General features: G+C 46.9%; 15 protein-coding genes. 6 read left to right on the top strand and 9 right to left on the bottom strand.

Features of this window, described 5'->3' with window-relative positions:
* Window positions 1-24 precede the first annotated feature (24 nt).
* On the bottom strand, window positions 25-600 hold the full coding sequence (locus MKZ13_RS01980; RefSeq protein WP_221823956.1) for a TetR/AcrR family transcriptional regulator: 576 nt from the start codon (window positions 598-600) through the stop codon (window positions 25-27).
* A gap of 305 nt (window positions 601-905) precedes the next feature.
* On the opposite strand from MKZ13_RS01980, the gene MKZ13_RS01975 reads away from it, so the two are divergent.
* Entirely contained in the window at window positions 906-2,114 is a 1,209-nt protein-coding gene (locus MKZ13_RS01975) for an MFS transporter (RefSeq protein WP_339181395.1), read from the top strand.
* Between the two features lie 111 nt (window positions 2,115-2,225).
* Here the strand turns inward: MKZ13_RS01975 and MKZ13_RS01970 are convergent, their stop codons facing one another.
* On the bottom strand, window positions 2,226-2,636 hold the full coding sequence (locus tag MKZ13_RS01970) for a DUF2000 family protein (protein WP_127548030.1): 411 nt from the start codon (window positions 2,634-2,636) through the stop codon (window positions 2,226-2,228).
* Window positions 2,633-3,196 (bottom strand): hypothetical protein, encoded by a 564-nt coding sequence (locus MKZ13_RS01965; protein WP_339181390.1) that lies wholly within the window; start codon window positions 3,194-3,196, stop codon window positions 2,633-2,635. Before MKZ13_RS01965 ends, MKZ13_RS01970 begins: the two co-directional genes overlap by 4 nt.
* Window positions 3,197-3,413: 217 nt before the next feature.
* On the opposite strand from MKZ13_RS01965, the gene MKZ13_RS01960 reads away from it, so the two are divergent.
* Window positions 3,414-4,655 carry an ATP-grasp domain-containing protein gene (locus tag MKZ13_RS01960; RefSeq protein ID WP_339181388.1) on the top strand — a complete coding sequence of 414 codons (1,242 nt, stop codon included), beginning with the start codon at window positions 3,414-3,416 and terminating at the stop codon, window positions 4,653-4,655.
* A 66-nt stretch (window positions 4,656-4,721) separates the two neighbouring features.
* Entirely contained in the window at window positions 4,722-6,005 is a 1,284-nt protein-coding gene (locus MKZ13_RS01955; RefSeq protein ID WP_339181385.1) for an MFS transporter, read from the top strand.
* A gap of 46 nt (window positions 6,006-6,051) precedes the next feature.
* Here the strand turns inward: MKZ13_RS01955 and MKZ13_RS01950 are convergent, their stop codons facing one another.
* Window positions 6,052-7,104, bottom strand: a complete 1,053-nt coding sequence (locus MKZ13_RS01950) for an alkene reductase (RefSeq protein ID WP_339181384.1) — start codon at window positions 7,102-7,104, stop codon at window positions 6,052-6,054.
* Between the two features lie 165 nt (window positions 7,105-7,269).
* Between MKZ13_RS01950 and MKZ13_RS01945 the strand changes: the two genes are divergently transcribed.
* On the top strand, window positions 7,270-8,133 hold the full coding sequence (locus MKZ13_RS01945) for a LysR family transcriptional regulator (RefSeq protein WP_339181383.1): 864 nt from the start codon (window positions 7,270-7,272) through the stop codon (window positions 8,131-8,133).
* 155 nt (window positions 8,134-8,288) lie between these two features.
* Here the strand turns inward: MKZ13_RS01945 and MKZ13_RS01940 are convergent, their stop codons facing one another.
* The 4 genes from MKZ13_RS01940 to MKZ13_RS01925 form a co-directional block, all read right to left on the bottom strand.
* Window positions 8,289-10,364, bottom strand: coding sequence for a methyl-accepting chemotaxis protein (locus MKZ13_RS01940; RefSeq protein WP_339181381.1), 2,076 nt, complete (start codon window positions 10,362-10,364; stop codon window positions 8,289-8,291).
* A gap of 227 nt (window positions 10,365-10,591) precedes the next feature.
* The gene (locus tag MKZ13_RS01935; RefSeq protein ID WP_339181379.1) at window positions 10,592-11,698 is read right to left on the bottom strand and encodes a Glu/Leu/Phe/Val dehydrogenase; all 1,107 of its coding nucleotides are present in this window, start codon (window positions 11,696-11,698) and stop codon (window positions 10,592-10,594) included.
* Between the two features lie 287 nt (window positions 11,699-11,985).
* Window positions 11,986-12,615, bottom strand: a complete 630-nt coding sequence (gene cdaS, locus MKZ13_RS01930) for a sporulation-specific diadenylate cyclase CdaS (protein ID WP_339181377.1) — start codon at window positions 12,613-12,615, stop codon at window positions 11,986-11,988.
* Between the two features lie 199 nt (window positions 12,616-12,814).
* On the bottom strand, window positions 12,815-14,329 hold the full coding sequence (locus MKZ13_RS01925) for a DUF6359 domain-containing protein (RefSeq protein ID WP_339185289.1): 1,515 nt from the start codon (window positions 14,327-14,329) through the stop codon (window positions 12,815-12,817).
* A 389-nt stretch (window positions 14,330-14,718) separates the two neighbouring features.
* Here MKZ13_RS01925 and MKZ13_RS01920 point away from each other — a divergent pair, with 389 nt between their 5' ends.
* Window positions 14,719-14,874: a hypothetical protein gene (locus tag MKZ13_RS01920; RefSeq protein ID WP_017691064.1), complete on the top strand. Its 156-nt coding sequence runs from the start codon at window positions 14,719-14,721 to the stop codon at window positions 14,872-14,874.
* A 123-nt stretch (window positions 14,875-14,997) separates the two neighbouring features.
* Entirely contained in the window at window positions 14,998-15,555 is a 558-nt protein-coding gene (locus MKZ13_RS01915) for a GNAT family protein (RefSeq protein WP_339181375.1), read from the top strand.
* A gap of 162 nt (window positions 15,556-15,717) precedes the next feature.
* Here the strand turns inward: MKZ13_RS01915 and MKZ13_RS01910 are convergent, their stop codons facing one another.
* Window positions 15,718-16,494 (bottom strand): Crp/Fnr family transcriptional regulator, encoded by a 777-nt coding sequence (locus tag MKZ13_RS01910; protein WP_237177533.1) that lies wholly within the window; start codon window positions 16,492-16,494, stop codon window positions 15,718-15,720.
* Window positions 16,495-16,814 lie beyond the last annotated feature (320 nt).

The raw sequence follows: 16,814 nt of genomic DNA, 5'->3' as shown, positions 1-16,814 counted from the left end.
CCCCCAAGACGTCCTTCTCTATGATCAAGATTTAATACCTTCAAACAAGGAAACCAACGAACGCTGCACGAATTCAGTATCTAACGGTTCGCCAGTTACCAACATGCGATAGAACATCGCTCCATAGACGAGGTCTATGCACAGTCCGATGTCACAATCCTTTTTCAACTCTCCCCGTTCTACACCTTTTTCAAAAATTCCCCACGCTTCACGCCGACGAGGTTGGATGTATCTGGTTCGGTATTCTTCTGCCAGACCCGGATCAGACTGACCCTCTCCAACAATTTGTGTGATCACTTTTCCTTCCCGGCTGATCAAAAAATCAACCAGATTGCTCGCATGAATACGCACATCCTCAAATACCGATCCTGTATCCGGTACAGGCAATCTTGCCGTTGCCGCAGACATGTACCCATCCATAATGACAGCTCCTTTATTGGGCCACCATTTATATATCGTTGCTTTACTCACCTTAGCACGTTCAGCAATTTTTTCGATCGTAACCGCTCCGAAGCCGTGTTCCAATAATAATTCATAGGAAGCTGCAAGAATTGCATTCTGGGTTTCCACATTACGGGGACGCCCTCTTTTGGCTGTCATCATAAGCCCTCCTTGGTGTAACAAATGTATCTCTAATTCATAAAAACTGTACGTTCATTATACTAAAACACCGATACATTAAACAATTTCGTTCTTACCTTACTTCGACATACAAAAATTCCTATCGCCTATTTACAATACTGAACGTTTAGTTTATTATATGTCTGTGATTAGTAAACGAAGCGTTTAGTAATTGGTGAATCCATAAAAGTGCCGCAAAGGTTTGGACGCCTGATCGGTCATGGTTTGAGTGGAACCATTAGGGCACTAAGGATCATTAACATAAAAATTGGAGGATGATAATCATGCATTTGCAAAACGGTGTGAAGACAACCCCGGTTCCAAGCTGGTTGATTTTGCTTTTGGCCGCGGCATGCGGGCTACTTGCGGCAAACTTGTACTATGCTCAGACAGTTATAGGACCGATCAGCATGACAACAGGGCTTTCCTCTGCTGCTGCCGGACTGATTGTGACGTTAACACAGATCGGTTACGTAATTGGCCTGCTGTTCATCGTACCGCTCAGTGACATTCTGGAGAATAAGCGGCTGATCACTTTTTTCCTCATCATTCTGGTCGTTGCATTGATTGCCGCCGCCTTCTCTCCCAATGCCATATTATTTCTGGCTGCTTCCCTCTTCATCGGTATTGGTTCCGTCGTTGCACAGATTCTGGTTCCCTACGCCACCTACCTCACTTCGGAGGAGCAACGCGGACGGGTGGTCGGTAATGTGATGAGTGGCCTGCTGCTGGGCATTATGCTGGCTCGCCCTGTCGCAAGTTTTATTACGAGTCTGCTCGGTTGGCAAGCGGTCTTTGTCTTCTCCGCAATCATTATCGTATTGTTAACCTTGCTCCTGTCACGCGCACTTCCTGCACGTCAGCCCCAACCGGCGATGAAGTATGGACAATTAATCCTGTCATTGGGTTCCCTGTTAAAAACATTTCCCATGCTCCGCCGCCGAGCCCTCTATCAGGCCAGCCTGTTTGGCGCCTTCAGCTTGTTCTGGACTACAGTTCCCATGCAGCTCGCCAATGAGTATGGCATGTCCCAGCAAGGAATTGCATGGTTTGCATTGGCTGGCGTCGGAGGCGCCGTTGCAGCACCGATTGCCGGAAGATGGGCGGATAAAGGCTTTACCCGCATATTAACCGGACTCGCCATGGTTATCGCGGCTGGTTCTTTTGGGCTCGCCTATCTGTTCCAGGGTCACTCTACCGCTACCCTTGTACTTCTTGTGATCGTTGCCATCACGCTCGACATGGCGGTCTCGGGTAATCTGGTGCTGGGGCAGCGTATTATCTATTCATTAAGTGAAGCAAGAGGACGGGTAAACGGAATCTTCATGTCGATCTTTTTTATCGGGGGCGCGATTGGATCATCACTTGGCAGCTGGTCTTATGCGCATGGGGGTTGGAGTCTCACCACTCTGATTGGTCTGGTGATGCCTTTGCTGGCACTCGTATACTACTTAACCGAAAAGAAAGCTGCCGTTATCAGCAATCATCTATAAGTGCGTGTTCAAAAAGGGCGGTTTTCAGTACCTTGAACAATCTCTATAACGATTCTTTCATATGTAAAGAAGGGCAGAGTGATCGCTAAGATCAGCTTCTGCCCTTTTCCCTTATTTCATGACACTGAATTTTTTGGTCGCTGCCCTAACTTGATCATCCTCGCCCCATACAATGACACCTACCACTTTGGTAGCTTCCAATTCCATCGAAGCAATCTCAACTGCATATTGTTCAAAGGCGTTATTGAGCGACTGGCCTGTCTGTGAAAAAACAACATGGCTCAATCCTCCGCTGTCATCTGAGCAGAGTTTGGCCAGATTGATCAGTTGATTCTCCCCGGCCTTCAAAATGACAGTGCTATATCGGATGCCGGCATGCTGAACGCCGCTATGATCCAGCACAGGTTGATCAGAATATAACTCCGGCTCATTCAGGGCTGCTTGTCCCATTAACAGAGCAGCCACATTAGCGGCGGCGCCAGGTTCCAGATTTTTATCCAGTATAATAGCAATTCTTTTCATATGACTGTATTCACCCTCTGTGTATTTTGTGTAAAACATACCCATGGCATATTGATTCCCTCGCGCAATACTTTGTAGGTCACAAGCCCGTAATGATCAGCGCATAGCTGATTCGTTAGCGCAATGGACTTCTCCGTGTTGTGCATGACCTTCCTGCAAGCTTCAGGGTTGGACGATACGGTGCTGTTCTCTCTATAGGTTGTATCAAGTTCAGATAACAAGTATGTGGTTGCTGGATGATGATAGATAATATCGATCTGATCGGGACATACCGCATGGAAGCCGGATAGAACCAGCGCAGGAATTTTCTCCACAAAGCTCTCAGACACCGCTAGTTCAGAATCCATGATGAAGCTGTTGAGCTTGGGATACGCCCCGGGGACCAGCAAGCCGGATATGATCCCTGATCTCAAGTCTTCCGCAGCCGCTTCAAATTCAGGGTATGGCTTGATACGTTCCGAGTTGCCTAATTTCTTCGCGATATGCATGCTGCAAGTCAGGAATCCTTCATCGTCTCCCAGCGTTCCCAGTATGGCATATTTCTCTTTAACGATCTCCATTTATTTCTATTTCCTCCTTTTTATTTCTAATCCGCTAAAGATCGTATACCAAAAAAATCCTATTGTCAATTAACACTTTAACGCAACACAAATATGTATTTTGGTTCATATTTTTAACCAAAAGGTGTATTCAAAATGGAAAATATTGAGCTATAATGTTATGAAATGAATTTTTACTATTTTTAGTATTTTGTTGAAAGGGGCTATACGAGAACGTATGAAAACCATTGTATACATATCTGATTTCAGGCTTCCAACTGGATTAAACTTCGTTAAACCTTTGCGGAAATTGGCGGATCACAAAAAAATTCTGATTATTGAACGGCATAATTTGCATCATGATGAGGTGCTCAGGGACTTCTTTGATGAAATTAGATATGTCGATCATCTGGAGTCCGTAGATGCCATCCGGGAGCATATGATGCAGATCCGAGAATCCCATTCCATCTCTGCTTTGTTAACGCCGGGTGAGAATGCGATTGAGATCGGTGGTCAGCTCCGTTCCGAGTTCGGGATCCCCGGTATGCAGCGCAATCAGGCTGAGGCTGTTCGCAACAAATGGATCATGAAACAAATGCTGCATCAACGCGGAATTCGGACATCCGAAATTGCAATTGCTCTACATGAACAGGACTATATTCGTTTCACTGCTGTACACGGCTTCCCGATTATTGTGAAGCCACTCAGCGGATATGGAAGTATCAATACGTTCAAATTGTCCAGCATGGATGAACTGGTGCATTATCTTCACCATACAAGACAAGCACAGCAAAAGGATTTGCTGGAGGAATTCATCCACGGTACGGAGTTTCATTGTGATTCCATTGTGTCCAAGGGCAAAGTTGTATTTGCATCTGTTTCCCAATACCTGTATAACTGCCTGGATATTGCGACGAAGCAGAAACCTCCGGCCAGTATTACGTTCCCTGAAGGCACGGAAGCTGATTTTATCCATCACATCAAAGAACTCAATGAACAGGTCATTGCTGCCTTGGGTATCAATCAATCCGTAACACATGCCGAACTTTTTCTGACTCCGGAAGGAGAAGTGGTGTTTGGAGAAATTGGTGCAAGAATCGGGGGATCACATGTTATGCCTCCTTGTATCAAGAACACCCATGGCGTTGATTTCTTCGAAGCCGTCACTGATCTGGAAGTTGGAATATATGAATTTAAGCAACAGGAGACGAGTCATAAATTCACAGGCATGATCTGCTTCCCATCACGCGCAGGGGTAATTCAACACATATCCGGGATAGAGAATTATGCGGATATCCCTGGCATCATTGAGTTCAATGTATCCTATCAAGTGGGGCAGCGCGCCGGGGACGTCAACGATACCATGACCCGATCAGGCTATGCTATCGTGGAGGGTGATTCGTTCGAGGAATTGCGTCAAACCCTGCTGGATATGTACGATCGTTTCAAGATTGAAGTGACGGTTGCTGAAACCGTATAAGATGTACGGATCATCCTCACCGTTTTTGTTCTGGAGTGACAGTTATCTTGGGGAGGGCTGGAATTATTGTCTTTATTCAAAACCTACGCGGGTCTGAGCCGCGATATCTATTATCTCTGTTTAGCCAGAACGATTAACAGCACGGGAGATTTTGTATTCTCCCTGATTACCTTGGTGCTTACGTTACAGATGGGCATGAATGTCGTCAGTGCAGGGATCTTTGTGTCCATGGCAGCCCTGATTAGCGGACCCGGTGTACTTCTCGGCGGCTATTTAAGCGATCTTATGGGTAAAAAAACGATTATTGTCATCGGGCAACTGTTGTCTGCCATCATGATTATAAGCTGCTCTTTTTGGTCAGGCACCATTACCGTTGGTTATCTTCTGATTGCAGTCATGTTTTTCATCAGTATTACCCGGCCTGCTTATAATGCACTGATTATTCAACTGTGTACGGAGGAGAAAGAGCGAAAGTCCGCCTTTTCCCTCATGTATCTGGGGGCCAATCTGGGTATAGCCATCGGACCACTGATCGCCGGTTTTTTTATCAAGGATCACGTCAACATTGTCTTTATAAGTATCGGCACCGTGTTTCTGATATCTACCTTTATCATCATCAACCAGGTTAAGATCGGCACACGCAAGGAATTGGCATCAACAAGCAGCGAACATGCTGGACAACAAGAACAACAACGATCGAGCCAACCGCCTTCGCCGTTATTCAGACTACTGCTGAAAAATCCACTCGTTGCCTTTTTCATCGTTGTGTCATTTCTTAACTATTTTATCTATATGCAATACTCATTTAGCCTCCCACTCCAGATGAATCACTCGTTTGGCGAGAACGGGGCAGCCTATTACGGCTCTGTCATGACCATCAATGCCATTAGCGTCATTATTCTTACCACCGTGATCCTGTCCGCTACACGCAAATTAACTGCCCTAAACTCCATAGCTACAGGCGCACTCTTCTATGGAATCGGATTTGGAGCCTTGAACTTGCTCGGAACCTTCCCCCATTTTTCCATCGTCGCCTTATCCACGGTGCTGTGGACCATTGGAGAGATTCTCGTGCAGACCAATATCAATCTGTATATTGCTTCGCGTGTACCCGATACACATCAGGGGCGGTTTAATGGCTTGCTGTTATTCGTAGGTTGCCTGGGTTATACACTTAGTCCATATTTGACAGGTATTTTCATCAAAAGCATGGACATGGAAAGTGTATGGATCATTATTCTGGCTGTCAGTCTGTTCTATGCGTTGTCTATGATCATTCTCTGGTATATCGAAAAAAGCTCAACAAGAAGAAACGAAATGAAACCGCTGGATCACTCAAAAAGTATCTGAAACTCAGGGCAGGGCAGCCTATTCTGCCCTTTTTTTCACTTTATTTTCACACCAAAATAGGCAAATGTGCATTCGCATCATACTCAATCAATTGCTGACCCGTATGCAATCTCTGTACTAGATCTGGATTGGCAATAAACGGTCTGCCGAACGCAGCCAGATCTACGCTTCCCTTACCAATCGCGTGCTCCGCAGTCTGAACATCCAAATCCCCCACACCAATAATGATTCCATCCCACCGACTTCGAATCCGCTCGTGAAAAGTCTGCTCCCCTTCCCATGCTTTCGCATAATGGTCTGTTGAGGGATGCAAGATCGTAATTCCCGTCTCGCGGAACAAGTTCAGATATGCATCGATCATTCCAGCTTTGTCTGCCCATGCATAGGATGCATCATCATCCTTTTTCTCGGAGAATCGTACTGATATGCGATCCACAGGGATCTCTTTTTTCACAGCCACAATAATATCCCGCAGGAACCGCAATCTACCCTCAGTATCTCCTCCATATTCATCTGTTCTGTGGTTGGTCTTCTCATTGATAAACTGGTCGATCAGATACCCATGCGCAGCATGCAGCTCAATCCCGTCAAACCCCGCCAGAACCGCATTGCGGGCAGCCGTCTGAAAATGCTGAATCGTATCCGCTATATCCTGTGTACTCATCGCTTGAGGAACCTGATACGGTTTATGCAGCTTATGCACTCTTCCCTCTGCCGCAAGGCTGGAAGGTGCAAGTGGAGCGGTTCCGATCAGATCGGAGTGCGACAACCTGCCGACATGCCACAGTTGAGCAATAATGGTGCCGCCATGTCTGTGAACAGCATCTGTTACCCTTTTCCAAGAAGTCGTCTGTTCATCTGTATATAAGCCGGGGATGCCGTAGGTGCCTTTGCCTGCCAGATTCGGGTTAATGCCCTCTGTAATGATCAGTCCCACGCCATCCCGCGCACGCTGCTCATAATAGTCCACCATCTCATCCGTTACCGTCCCCTCCTGATCATCAGCAAATCCCCGGGTCAACGGTGCCATCACAATCCGGTTCCTTAATTGCCACTGATGAATCGTTACCGGGCTTAATAATGTTGAACGTGTATTCATGTTATCCATGTCATATCCCTACTCTCTTTGTCATTAAGGATATTGTACGGCGGCTTCGATATATCGTAAAATGATTGAAATATATAGTTGTATCTCTCAAAGAGATACCTAACATCGCCATCTGCCGAATTAATTGAAGGTAACCCACGTTCAGGAGGATACAGCATGGAACTTTCCGATATCGATATTGTTCTCGCGGTGGCGCGTTCAGGCAAAATCTCACAGGCCGCCAAAGAACTGAATTACGCGCAATCCAATGTCACCACACGCATCAAAAAACTGGAGCAGGAATATCAAATACAGCTGTTCAACCGATTTCCCAAAGGCGTTGTGCTGACCTCCAAAGGAGAGCAGTTCGTCCAGTACGCCACACAGATTCACAACCTTTTATATGATCTGAAGCAGGATATGACCGATCCCGGTGAGCCTTCCGGCACGCTGAAAATCGGCATTGTAGAAACGGCGGCATCCAGCCGCTTTATGGAGATTCTGAATGAATATCAAATAACCTACCCGAAGGTGTCCATCTCACTCGTCAACGCTACTTCACCCAAAGTACTGCGCAAGAAAATACAGGACGATGAGATTGACGGTGCCTTTATCAGCGGGGCTTGTGTGAAGGAAGGACTGAAAGTGGAATACGAGATGCAAGACACGGTGCATATCATATCCAAACAGATGGACACACCACCCAAAAGTCTGTGCCAAGTATCGTGGGTCGTTTTCCCCGAGGGCTGCCCTTATCGTGAAATGACCGAAGAATTTTTGCTGGAAGAGGGGCTGTCCGCTCGTAATATCATCGAAGTGAGTACGATGGAAAACCTGCTCAGCTGTGTGGAGTCTGGAATTGCTTTTACCATTATGCCGTGCAACGTTATTCACAAAAGACCAGATCATTTCTCTGTATTCGACTTAGCCGAGCGATTCACACATACTACAACCACCTTTGTTCGCGGTGAGGGTCGTTATGTCAGCAGTGCGCTCTATCAATTCGTGAAGCTGCTAAACCAGAAGTGCATTACGTTTTGATATAGATAACTTAGCACCCCCTCTTCCAACTGCTGATCTTCTTGATTACTAAATGGACTAGAGCACATTGATCGAGACCCTAAAAAAACAAAGCAAAAGGCACTCATACAGAGTGCCTTTTGCCTTCCTTCCCTCGATAGCTATTCAATTAACCCTTACTCCACCTTGAACCGCGCAGCCGATTCGGCCAGCTTTTGTGTCAATTGATCGATCGTATCGACCATGTTCGCCAACTGCTGCACCGTTGAAGACTGCTCCATCATGGTTGCCGTTACCTCTTCAACCGAAGCAGATACCTGCTCCCCTGAAGCGGACAAACTGTGGGCTGACTCCAGTACGTCATCCTTGTTCTGCAACATCTCTTGCATCTGTCCTGCCATCGTGGCAATTTGTCGATTAATGACCGTTACCTTCTCCAAAATTACATCAAATGCCTGACGAGTCTGCAAGACAAGCTCATCCTGTCTGGATGAGATGGTGTGAATTTCGGCAACACTTTGGTTGTTCTCGGCGACATCAGCCAGATTCTGCTCAATAATACTGGAGATTTCCTTGGATTGGCGGGAACTCTGCTCTGCCAGGTTGCGGATCTCCTCAGCTACAACTGCAAATCCTCTGCCATGCTCACCTGCCCGTGATGCTTCAATGGAAGCATTTAATGCAAGCAGATTGGTCTGCTTCGCAATCTGGCTGATGGCTTCCGTGATCTGACTAATACTGCCCGAACTGGTTTGAAGTTTGACCGTAATCTCCGAGATTTTCTCGACTTCCCGTTCGTTCACCTCATTAATACGCATCAATTCATTGACGACTTCATTCCCGTTATGGAATACAGATTCGATCTCATCTGCTCTCGCCTTCACATCCTGGGCACTGCTGTTCATGGCAGCCACTTTATCGCCGAAGCTGTTGAATTTGCCTGCAATCTGTTCGGTATCTTCGGATTGGGCCTCCATCGCCTTCGCGATCCCCATGGACGTCGCGGATGTCTCATCAATGGATCTTGCCGTCTGTCTGGATGTCTCCTCCAACTCCTGAGTGCTGGCTTGAAGGACATGGATTGAATTATTCATATCGGTAATGAGATTCCTGTTCTGCTCCACCATACCATTAAAGCTGTCCGCCAGATCTTTGAATTCACTGTTATATCTACCATTGGCCTTGACGGTCAGATTCCCTTGAGCAAGCTGTTGGAACAGCCCGATCAGACGAACAATAGGTCTCGTAATACTACGAGAGATCAATAGTCCTACGCCAATCGCCAGAGCAATTCCGATCAAGGTCACGATAACCATCTGACGTTGGATATCATCTATAGGGCGCTTGATATCGTCATAATCGTCAATGATGACCACAGATAGATCTGCACCAGGAATCTGATTAATACGATAATAGATGTTATCTCGATCCATCGAAGTGATTTTCACTTTGTCAGTGGCTCTGGCCTCGATGATTCCCATCGCTTCCTTGTCCGCTTCCAGCGTTTGTCCCACAATGGAAGGGTCCAGTGAATCATACATGATGATGCCGCTACGGCTCAGCACTTCAACTCTGCCTTGGGCATTGATTTTAATGTCTCCCAGTTGCCCCAGGAAAAAGCTGCTGTCCACCGACATGGCGAACACACCCAGTATATTCCCCTGTTCATCGGTGATAGGCTCCGAGAATACAATAATGAGCTTCTTGCCAGTCTTAGAGACAACCGCGTCACTGATGAAGGATTTCCCCTGTATGGACTCCTTAAAATATTCCCGATCTCCCCGTGACTGCCCAATGACTTCCGGCATGGTTCCTGCGACCATCGTTCCTTCCTTGTCAAACACGAACAAGTCCGGCTTGGTGCCTACCGTGTCGGATATACTGTCCGTGAGAATCGTATTTGCTCTGTTGAAATATGGATTCTCATCCGTAAAAAAAGTTTCGTCTGTCATTTCGTTTGTATCACGCAACTGCAAGAGTTCTTTGAACGTGTTATGTACAGATATCGCATGACTCATCTGTTGCTGAAGCTGCATCGCTGTCCAAAGCCCTTCCCCAAGGCGGTCAGCCATCACATTCATTTCATCCTTGCTTTTCTTGACCACAACATCAGATGAAATCATATAACTTGTGGCCGTTGCACCGAGCAGAACCAAAACTACCAGTACACTGATCATGATTGGCAGCTTGATCTTAAGCGACATATTTTTGATCTTATACCCTATTCCTTGCTTTTCCCCCGTTTTTCCCATTCCCACTTCTCCCCGCTTCCCTGAACCATCTCCATCTGAACGATGTAAATACATTATCGGAAAAAAGCATAGTGAAATTGATCAATTAGGGAGATATTGCCACTGTTTTTCTTTGTTATGTTCTGACAGTGCACAAAAAAACTGCCTGTCAGATCGACAACATCCAATTTTGGAGTAGGTTTGCCGATCCTAACAGACAGTTTTCAAATTATATGAATGGATTACGATTACTTGCGCAATCTCCGGGAACTCAGCGCGTGGTGACCATTCTGCAAGAATGTGCTGCGCGTATTCTTCATCTGCTCAATCCGCCGTTCAGCCAGACGATCTGCGGCAACATAGGTAGCGATGCCCTCGGTACGTGAGCTTTCGAATATTTTCTCCAGATTGGAATAGATCTCTCCGATCTTGCCCCACGCCCGATCCGCGTTGTAACCGTTCAACTCATCTGCGATATTAATCACGCCGCCTGCATTGATAACATAGTCAGGTGCATATACGATGCCCATATCATAGAGCTGATCCCCATGACGGGTCTCCAGCAGCTGATTATTGGCACATCCCGCTACGACCTTCGCCTTGAGCGTTTTGAGTGTATCGTCATTAATCGTGCCGCCAAGCGCACATGGAGCATAGATATCACACTCCACACCGGTGATATCTGCGGGATCAACTGCTGTCGCGCCGAAGCGGTCCACGGCCTGTTTCACCGAGTCCTTATGAATATCCGTAACGATCAGATGTGCACCTTCCTCATGCAGATATTTACACAGATGCATCGCCACATTGCCCACACCTTGGACTGCTATCGTTTTACCCTCCAGCAGATCGGTACCAAATGCTTCTTTGGCTGCTGCCTTGATCCCCCGATATACACCCCAAGCCGTTGCAGGTGATGGATTACCGGATGAACCATAACTCGCCGAGATGCCTGTTACATAATCGGTTTCTTGATAGATCAGGTTCATATCCTCTTCCGTTGTTCCCACATCTTCGGCTGTGATATAACGTCCGTTCAAGCCTTGAATGTATCGGCCAAAAGCCCGAAACATCGCTTCATTTTTGTCACGCCGCGGATCTCCGATGATAACGGTTTTGCCACCGCCCAGATTCAGACCAGATACTGCATTCTTATATGTCATACCACGGGCAAGGCGCAGGGCATCTTCAATGGCTGCTTCTTCTGAAGCGTAAGTCCACATCCGTGTGCCTCCCAGCGCAGGGCCGAGTGTTGTGTCGTGTATGGCGATAATTGCTTTTAACCCTGAATTTCGATCCTGGCACAGAACCAGTTCCTCATAATCGTGATGCTCCATTGCTTCAAACCAACTCATGTGCTAACCGTCTCCTCCAACCATTTTTGCGATCCAATCGCATTGTTCTCTATTCATTGACCATCCTCTATTGTACCCATGAATACCCAGTTTGTGCAAAATCACATCGCAATGTCAGAGAAGCATTGATCGATGTTTCTCTTATGGCGGGAGCAAAGCTGTCGAATTTCAGATTATAATTTTATCGTCTATCAATAGAAAAACCTCTCTCCCTTACAGGAGAAAGGTACACTTCCCTCAACTGCATTAACTCAATCGTGCCAAGTAAGCCACTTGATCGTTCACATTTAAGATAGCGTCTCAACCACATTAATGGGATGCAAATCGCCATCCACAGCAAATGAAGCCTGCCCCGTCTCTTCGGAGACAACCAACACAACCGCATCCGTCAATTCACTGAGCCCCAGTGCTGCTCGATGACGGGTGCCTATTTTACGTTCATGCACTTCCGCTTGCGATAAAGGCAATACATTACCAGCGGACACAATCTGATTGCCACGAATCAGCACAGCCCCGTCATGAAGTGGCGCACCAGGAATAAACAGCGATTCAAGCAACGCATGCGTTACTCTTGCATCCACAGCCACGCCTGAGTGAATGATCGACTCCAACGGTATCTCCCGTTCAATCACAATTAACGCCCCATATCTCCGGTCAGATAGATGCTGTACGCTCGATGTTAATTCGGCAAACTTCTCGGTAAAGGGCGACAGATAACAATCCAGATAAAACGAAGAGGCAAGCACCTCGATCTGTTTAATCTCCGCTCGAATCTCTGCAAATTGCCCCAGCAAACAGACACTGTCATTGTCAAAACGGGATAACGTCATGTTCATTCGATCCGCCACACGATGCAGATCTGCCTTGAGCTTCTGCCTCATTGAGGAACTGTCACAGTCTCCTTGTTGAGTCATCATTCACCGCCTCCTCTGGTTGGGTTGAGCTTCACGCCGCATCATTAGTACCCATACCTTCCCCTCCGGAGCAGTTATTTATGCAATGGCAGCATGGCTCTATAGTCGTGATTGTAACTGATATAACAAGCAAAAAAAGAGCCTGTCCGCAAAACTCACGGTCAGACCCTACTCGCATTATTTGATGTCCTGTCTATTTCACTTATTGTGCTTTTCCGTATGAACCTGTCTTAAACGTAGTCGGATCATACCACTTGTATCCCGCCGTAGGTGCAGCCCATGGCTCAAGTTGTGGCTCTGTTGATGCAGACGGAGCTTCCATCGAAAGCAGGCTTGTTGCCGTATCCAATGTCAGTCCTGGCACTTGTGCCAGACTGGTGTAGCTCTCTTTGACCGCGAGCCATTTCACGGTATTCACAAGGAACGTTGCATCATCCACTTCTTTGAATCCATCATAGGTCTTCTTGGTAGCACCGGTCTCTTCACGCAAATATTTCGGAGTCGCATCTTCCACAGGTGAAGAGTCGCCGATAAATGCGGCTTTGCCTGCACCAACCTTTGCAATGGCAGCATAGGCTCCTTCAGCTCGTCCACCACCGTTATATACGCCCTGATCCACGGCATTGCCCCACTTGGACACACCACTTGGTACATACACCAAACCTTTGGCCTTGTTCGGGTCTATAATCGCAACGGTCGATCCCGCATGCATGGCTACAGAATTAACACCAGCCGTAATGCCGAAGGATTGTGCAGGTGCAACGATGTCCGATGCATTTACATCTCCAAGGGCATTGTAGCGGAAACGGACACCAAAGTTCGTCGCGAGCCAGTCTGAACTAGTCACACTCTGCATCGCTGGTGATTCGGCTTCAGCCGAAGACATGCCTTTGGCCGGATTCAGGAAGGCACCGCGGCGATAGCCGTTGAACACTTCGGAAGAATCCCAGCGGTTTTTGTTGCGGTCTGCATTATAGTGGTCGGAGATGAAGAAAACACTTCCTCCGTTCTGCACGTACTGCACCAGCGCAGCCTGTTCAGTCGCTTTGAACGGCACGTTGGCTTCGCCAATGACAAAGACGTGGTAGTCTTTCAATTTATTATAGGTGATGGCTTGCTCACCAAATGTATAGGGGATGCTGCGTTCCAGCTGATCCACGGCAAAGCCTGCGTTTCGCAAACCATTGGCAAAATCCGAAAATGCCCCGTCAATAATCCAGTCGGCAGCACCTGCTGTCTGGGCGTGGGTATTATCAAATAATACTTTCTTGCCGGTACCGTCCGGCAGTGTTGTACCCGGGTTCGGTTCTGGATCAGGATTGGTTGTTCCGGAGGAAAGTGTGATGGACGTTGGGTTTTTGACTCCTGCATAGCTGTTGTAGGCACCGAGGGTTCCGGTTACGATAATCTTTTTGCCTACAAGGCTGGGATTGGACGCCAATCCATATTGCGAACGGAAAGATGAGGGAATCTGTACATCCAATAATCTGGCGTTAGTTCGCTCTGACGCTGAATCTGCAATCAGAACATTAAAATCATTGGCGTACGGAGATGTAAACTTCGCGGTAAGTGACCCGGTGGCATGTCCAACAATGATTCCTTCAACCGTTGCTGTTCCTCCACCGCTCTGGGCAGCGATGGCCTGAGATACCGTAAGTGGTGCTGCAGCTTGCACCGGACTTTGCGAACCCGGCCCCAGCAGTGCGGTTGCCATCATGATAAAGACCAGGAATGCCCCAATCCAGTGCTGCCATAACGCCTTCTTCATATTCCCTTTCTCCTCCTCCAAATTACCTGATAATGGGTTATCCTCCTTTAATTTAATGGTTCATATGCTGAATTCCTCTTTCTTTTTGTAAAGTTTATGAAAAAGTTTAGAAGTTGAGTCTATTGGCCCATACTGATTATCATTAGAATTCCATTTTAATGAGCCTATTTTCAGAAAAAAGTTAAATTCGTTGCGGACTTGGGATTGCATTTTACCAGCGTTCATTGCATAATGAATATATAAACGTGATAATGATTATCATTCTTGAACTTGTCTCTTTGTAACTTTCTACTGCATATAATTTTACGATTTTATAGATAAAGGGGAACGAACATCGAATGAATACAACTCTGCAAAAGGCTGATCTGCAGCTTGACGATTATTTGGATCTTCTGAACCTGGCAACCAACCTGGGTGATACGAGATGGCAAAAGGAAATTATCCGTAAGCTGGCGTATACTTATCCCGCAGTTCAATGTAAACAACCACAATAGCACTCCAGATACATCATAGATCTACATTATGCTCATAACCGATTCATTCGTTGAATCTGTTATGGGCTATTTTTGTTGTACAATGAACAGTAAAGTTACTCAAACGTGAAGGAGTGAACAACGATGCAATTGGAGACCGAACGACTCATCATCAGGGATATTCTGGAGACAGACTGGAAAAGTATACATAGCTACACATCCATGACAGAAGTTACTCAGCATACGGCATGGGGACCGAATACGGAAGAAGATACGCGAGCATACGTGCAGTTTGTGTTGGACATGCAGCAGACACAACCACGAGAAGGCTTTGAACTGGCGATATGTTTGAAAAGTGATGGAACTCTCCTTGGTGGAGTAGGTATTCACGTGATGGAGAAAACCAATGCAGAGATCGGTTACGTCCTTAATCCCGCCTATCAAGGAAAAGGTTATGCCGCCGAAGCAGCCCGTGCTCTAATAGGTTTTGGTTTCAATGAACTGGGCATGCACCGGATTTACGCCAAATGCCGTCCGCACAACACAGCTTCGGAGAATGTCATGAAGAAGATCGGCATGCAGCGAGAAGGGCTATTACGCGAGCACTGGTTCTACAAAGGTTCCTTTCATGACTCTGTGATCTATTCGATTCTCGCCAGTGAATATGCACATGAACAATTTCAAAGAAACACAAAAAGCTGACTTCCCTATATGGGACGCCAGCTTTTCTTTTACTCCGTAACGACCCCAATCGCCAATGGAGATGAAGCCTTGAAGCCTCATTTGCAATCCAAATCAAATTTGTTCCTCAGGGATGCTGCAAACGTTGTTCTTCCCTCAACTCGGAACACCGGAACAAGTTATTTACAGTCGGCAGAGCTCTACCGGACAGCTCGGGAATGTAGGACATCCACACATACAGCGCAGGGCTGCCAGATCACGAATCATCAGTTTGCCGTCCATCATATCCAGCGTACCTTGTTCCTTCCATGCCCCCAGCATCCGCGTTACACTCTCCCGGGTCGCTCCAATCATCTCGGCAAGATCGGTATGGTTTAGCTTCATGTCCAGCACAATACCATCCGGTGTCACCCTGCCATACGAATTGCTGGCACGGATCAGTGTCGAAGCGAGCGCACCCGCCTTGCCATAGAGCAGCAAATCACGGAATCTCGACTGGGTAATCCGCTGCGACAGCGCCATCCATTGCAAGAATTTCAAGGCAAGGTCGCCATGTTTGCTGAGTATACTTTCCAGATCGCTAAGCGAGATAATCGCCAGTTCCCCTTTTTCCGCCATCTCTGCACTGTAGCTATGATTCAATCCGCCGATGCCGCCGAATTCACCGATGAGATCGCCGCTTTGCTGAATGGATAAAATAATTTCCTTGCCATCCTCCGTCGACTTGGTCATTTTCACTCGTCCCGAACGAATGTAGTACAGATATCCGGCTTCATCGCCTTCGAGAAAGAGACTATACCCCGACTTTACCCGTTTGGGTTGCATTTTCGCTTCAATCAGGTCCCATTGCTCAGGTGTAACAAACGAAAGGATTCCGCCTGTTTCTCGTGTCATATTGCCCGCCTCCGTTTGTTTCTGCTCTGTTCTTTGGGTTGTTCTTTCCACAAATACTGTACCCATAACCTTCGTCCCCCTCGGTGATTCCTTATGTATCTATCATACCGCGAAAGTAGCGCGAGGGTTATCGGGGGATTACCTGATCATTAACGAGAAACTCCCTGAGTTTGCTGTGAGAAAAGTCACATTTCACCGATATGCCTCATCCTTCGCATTTCTTCAATCCCTTGGTGCACCTGACTCAGGAGCCCTCCACTGCCCAAGTTCAGTAGATTATAGAACGGAAATAGGGGTTTTCCCTGAATTACAATGTATGAGAAAGGGTCTACAATAGAATTAACATTGTAATACCCTTACTTTAAGTGCATGTTCAAAAAGAGCGA

The organism is Paenibacillus sp. FSL R5-0701 (assembly GCF_037973995.1).
Taxonomy (GTDB): Bacteria; Bacillota; Bacilli; order Paenibacillales; family Paenibacillaceae; genus Paenibacillus.
Note: the sequence above shows the minus strand (reverse complement) of the source record. Positions and strands in the feature narration are given on the sequence as shown.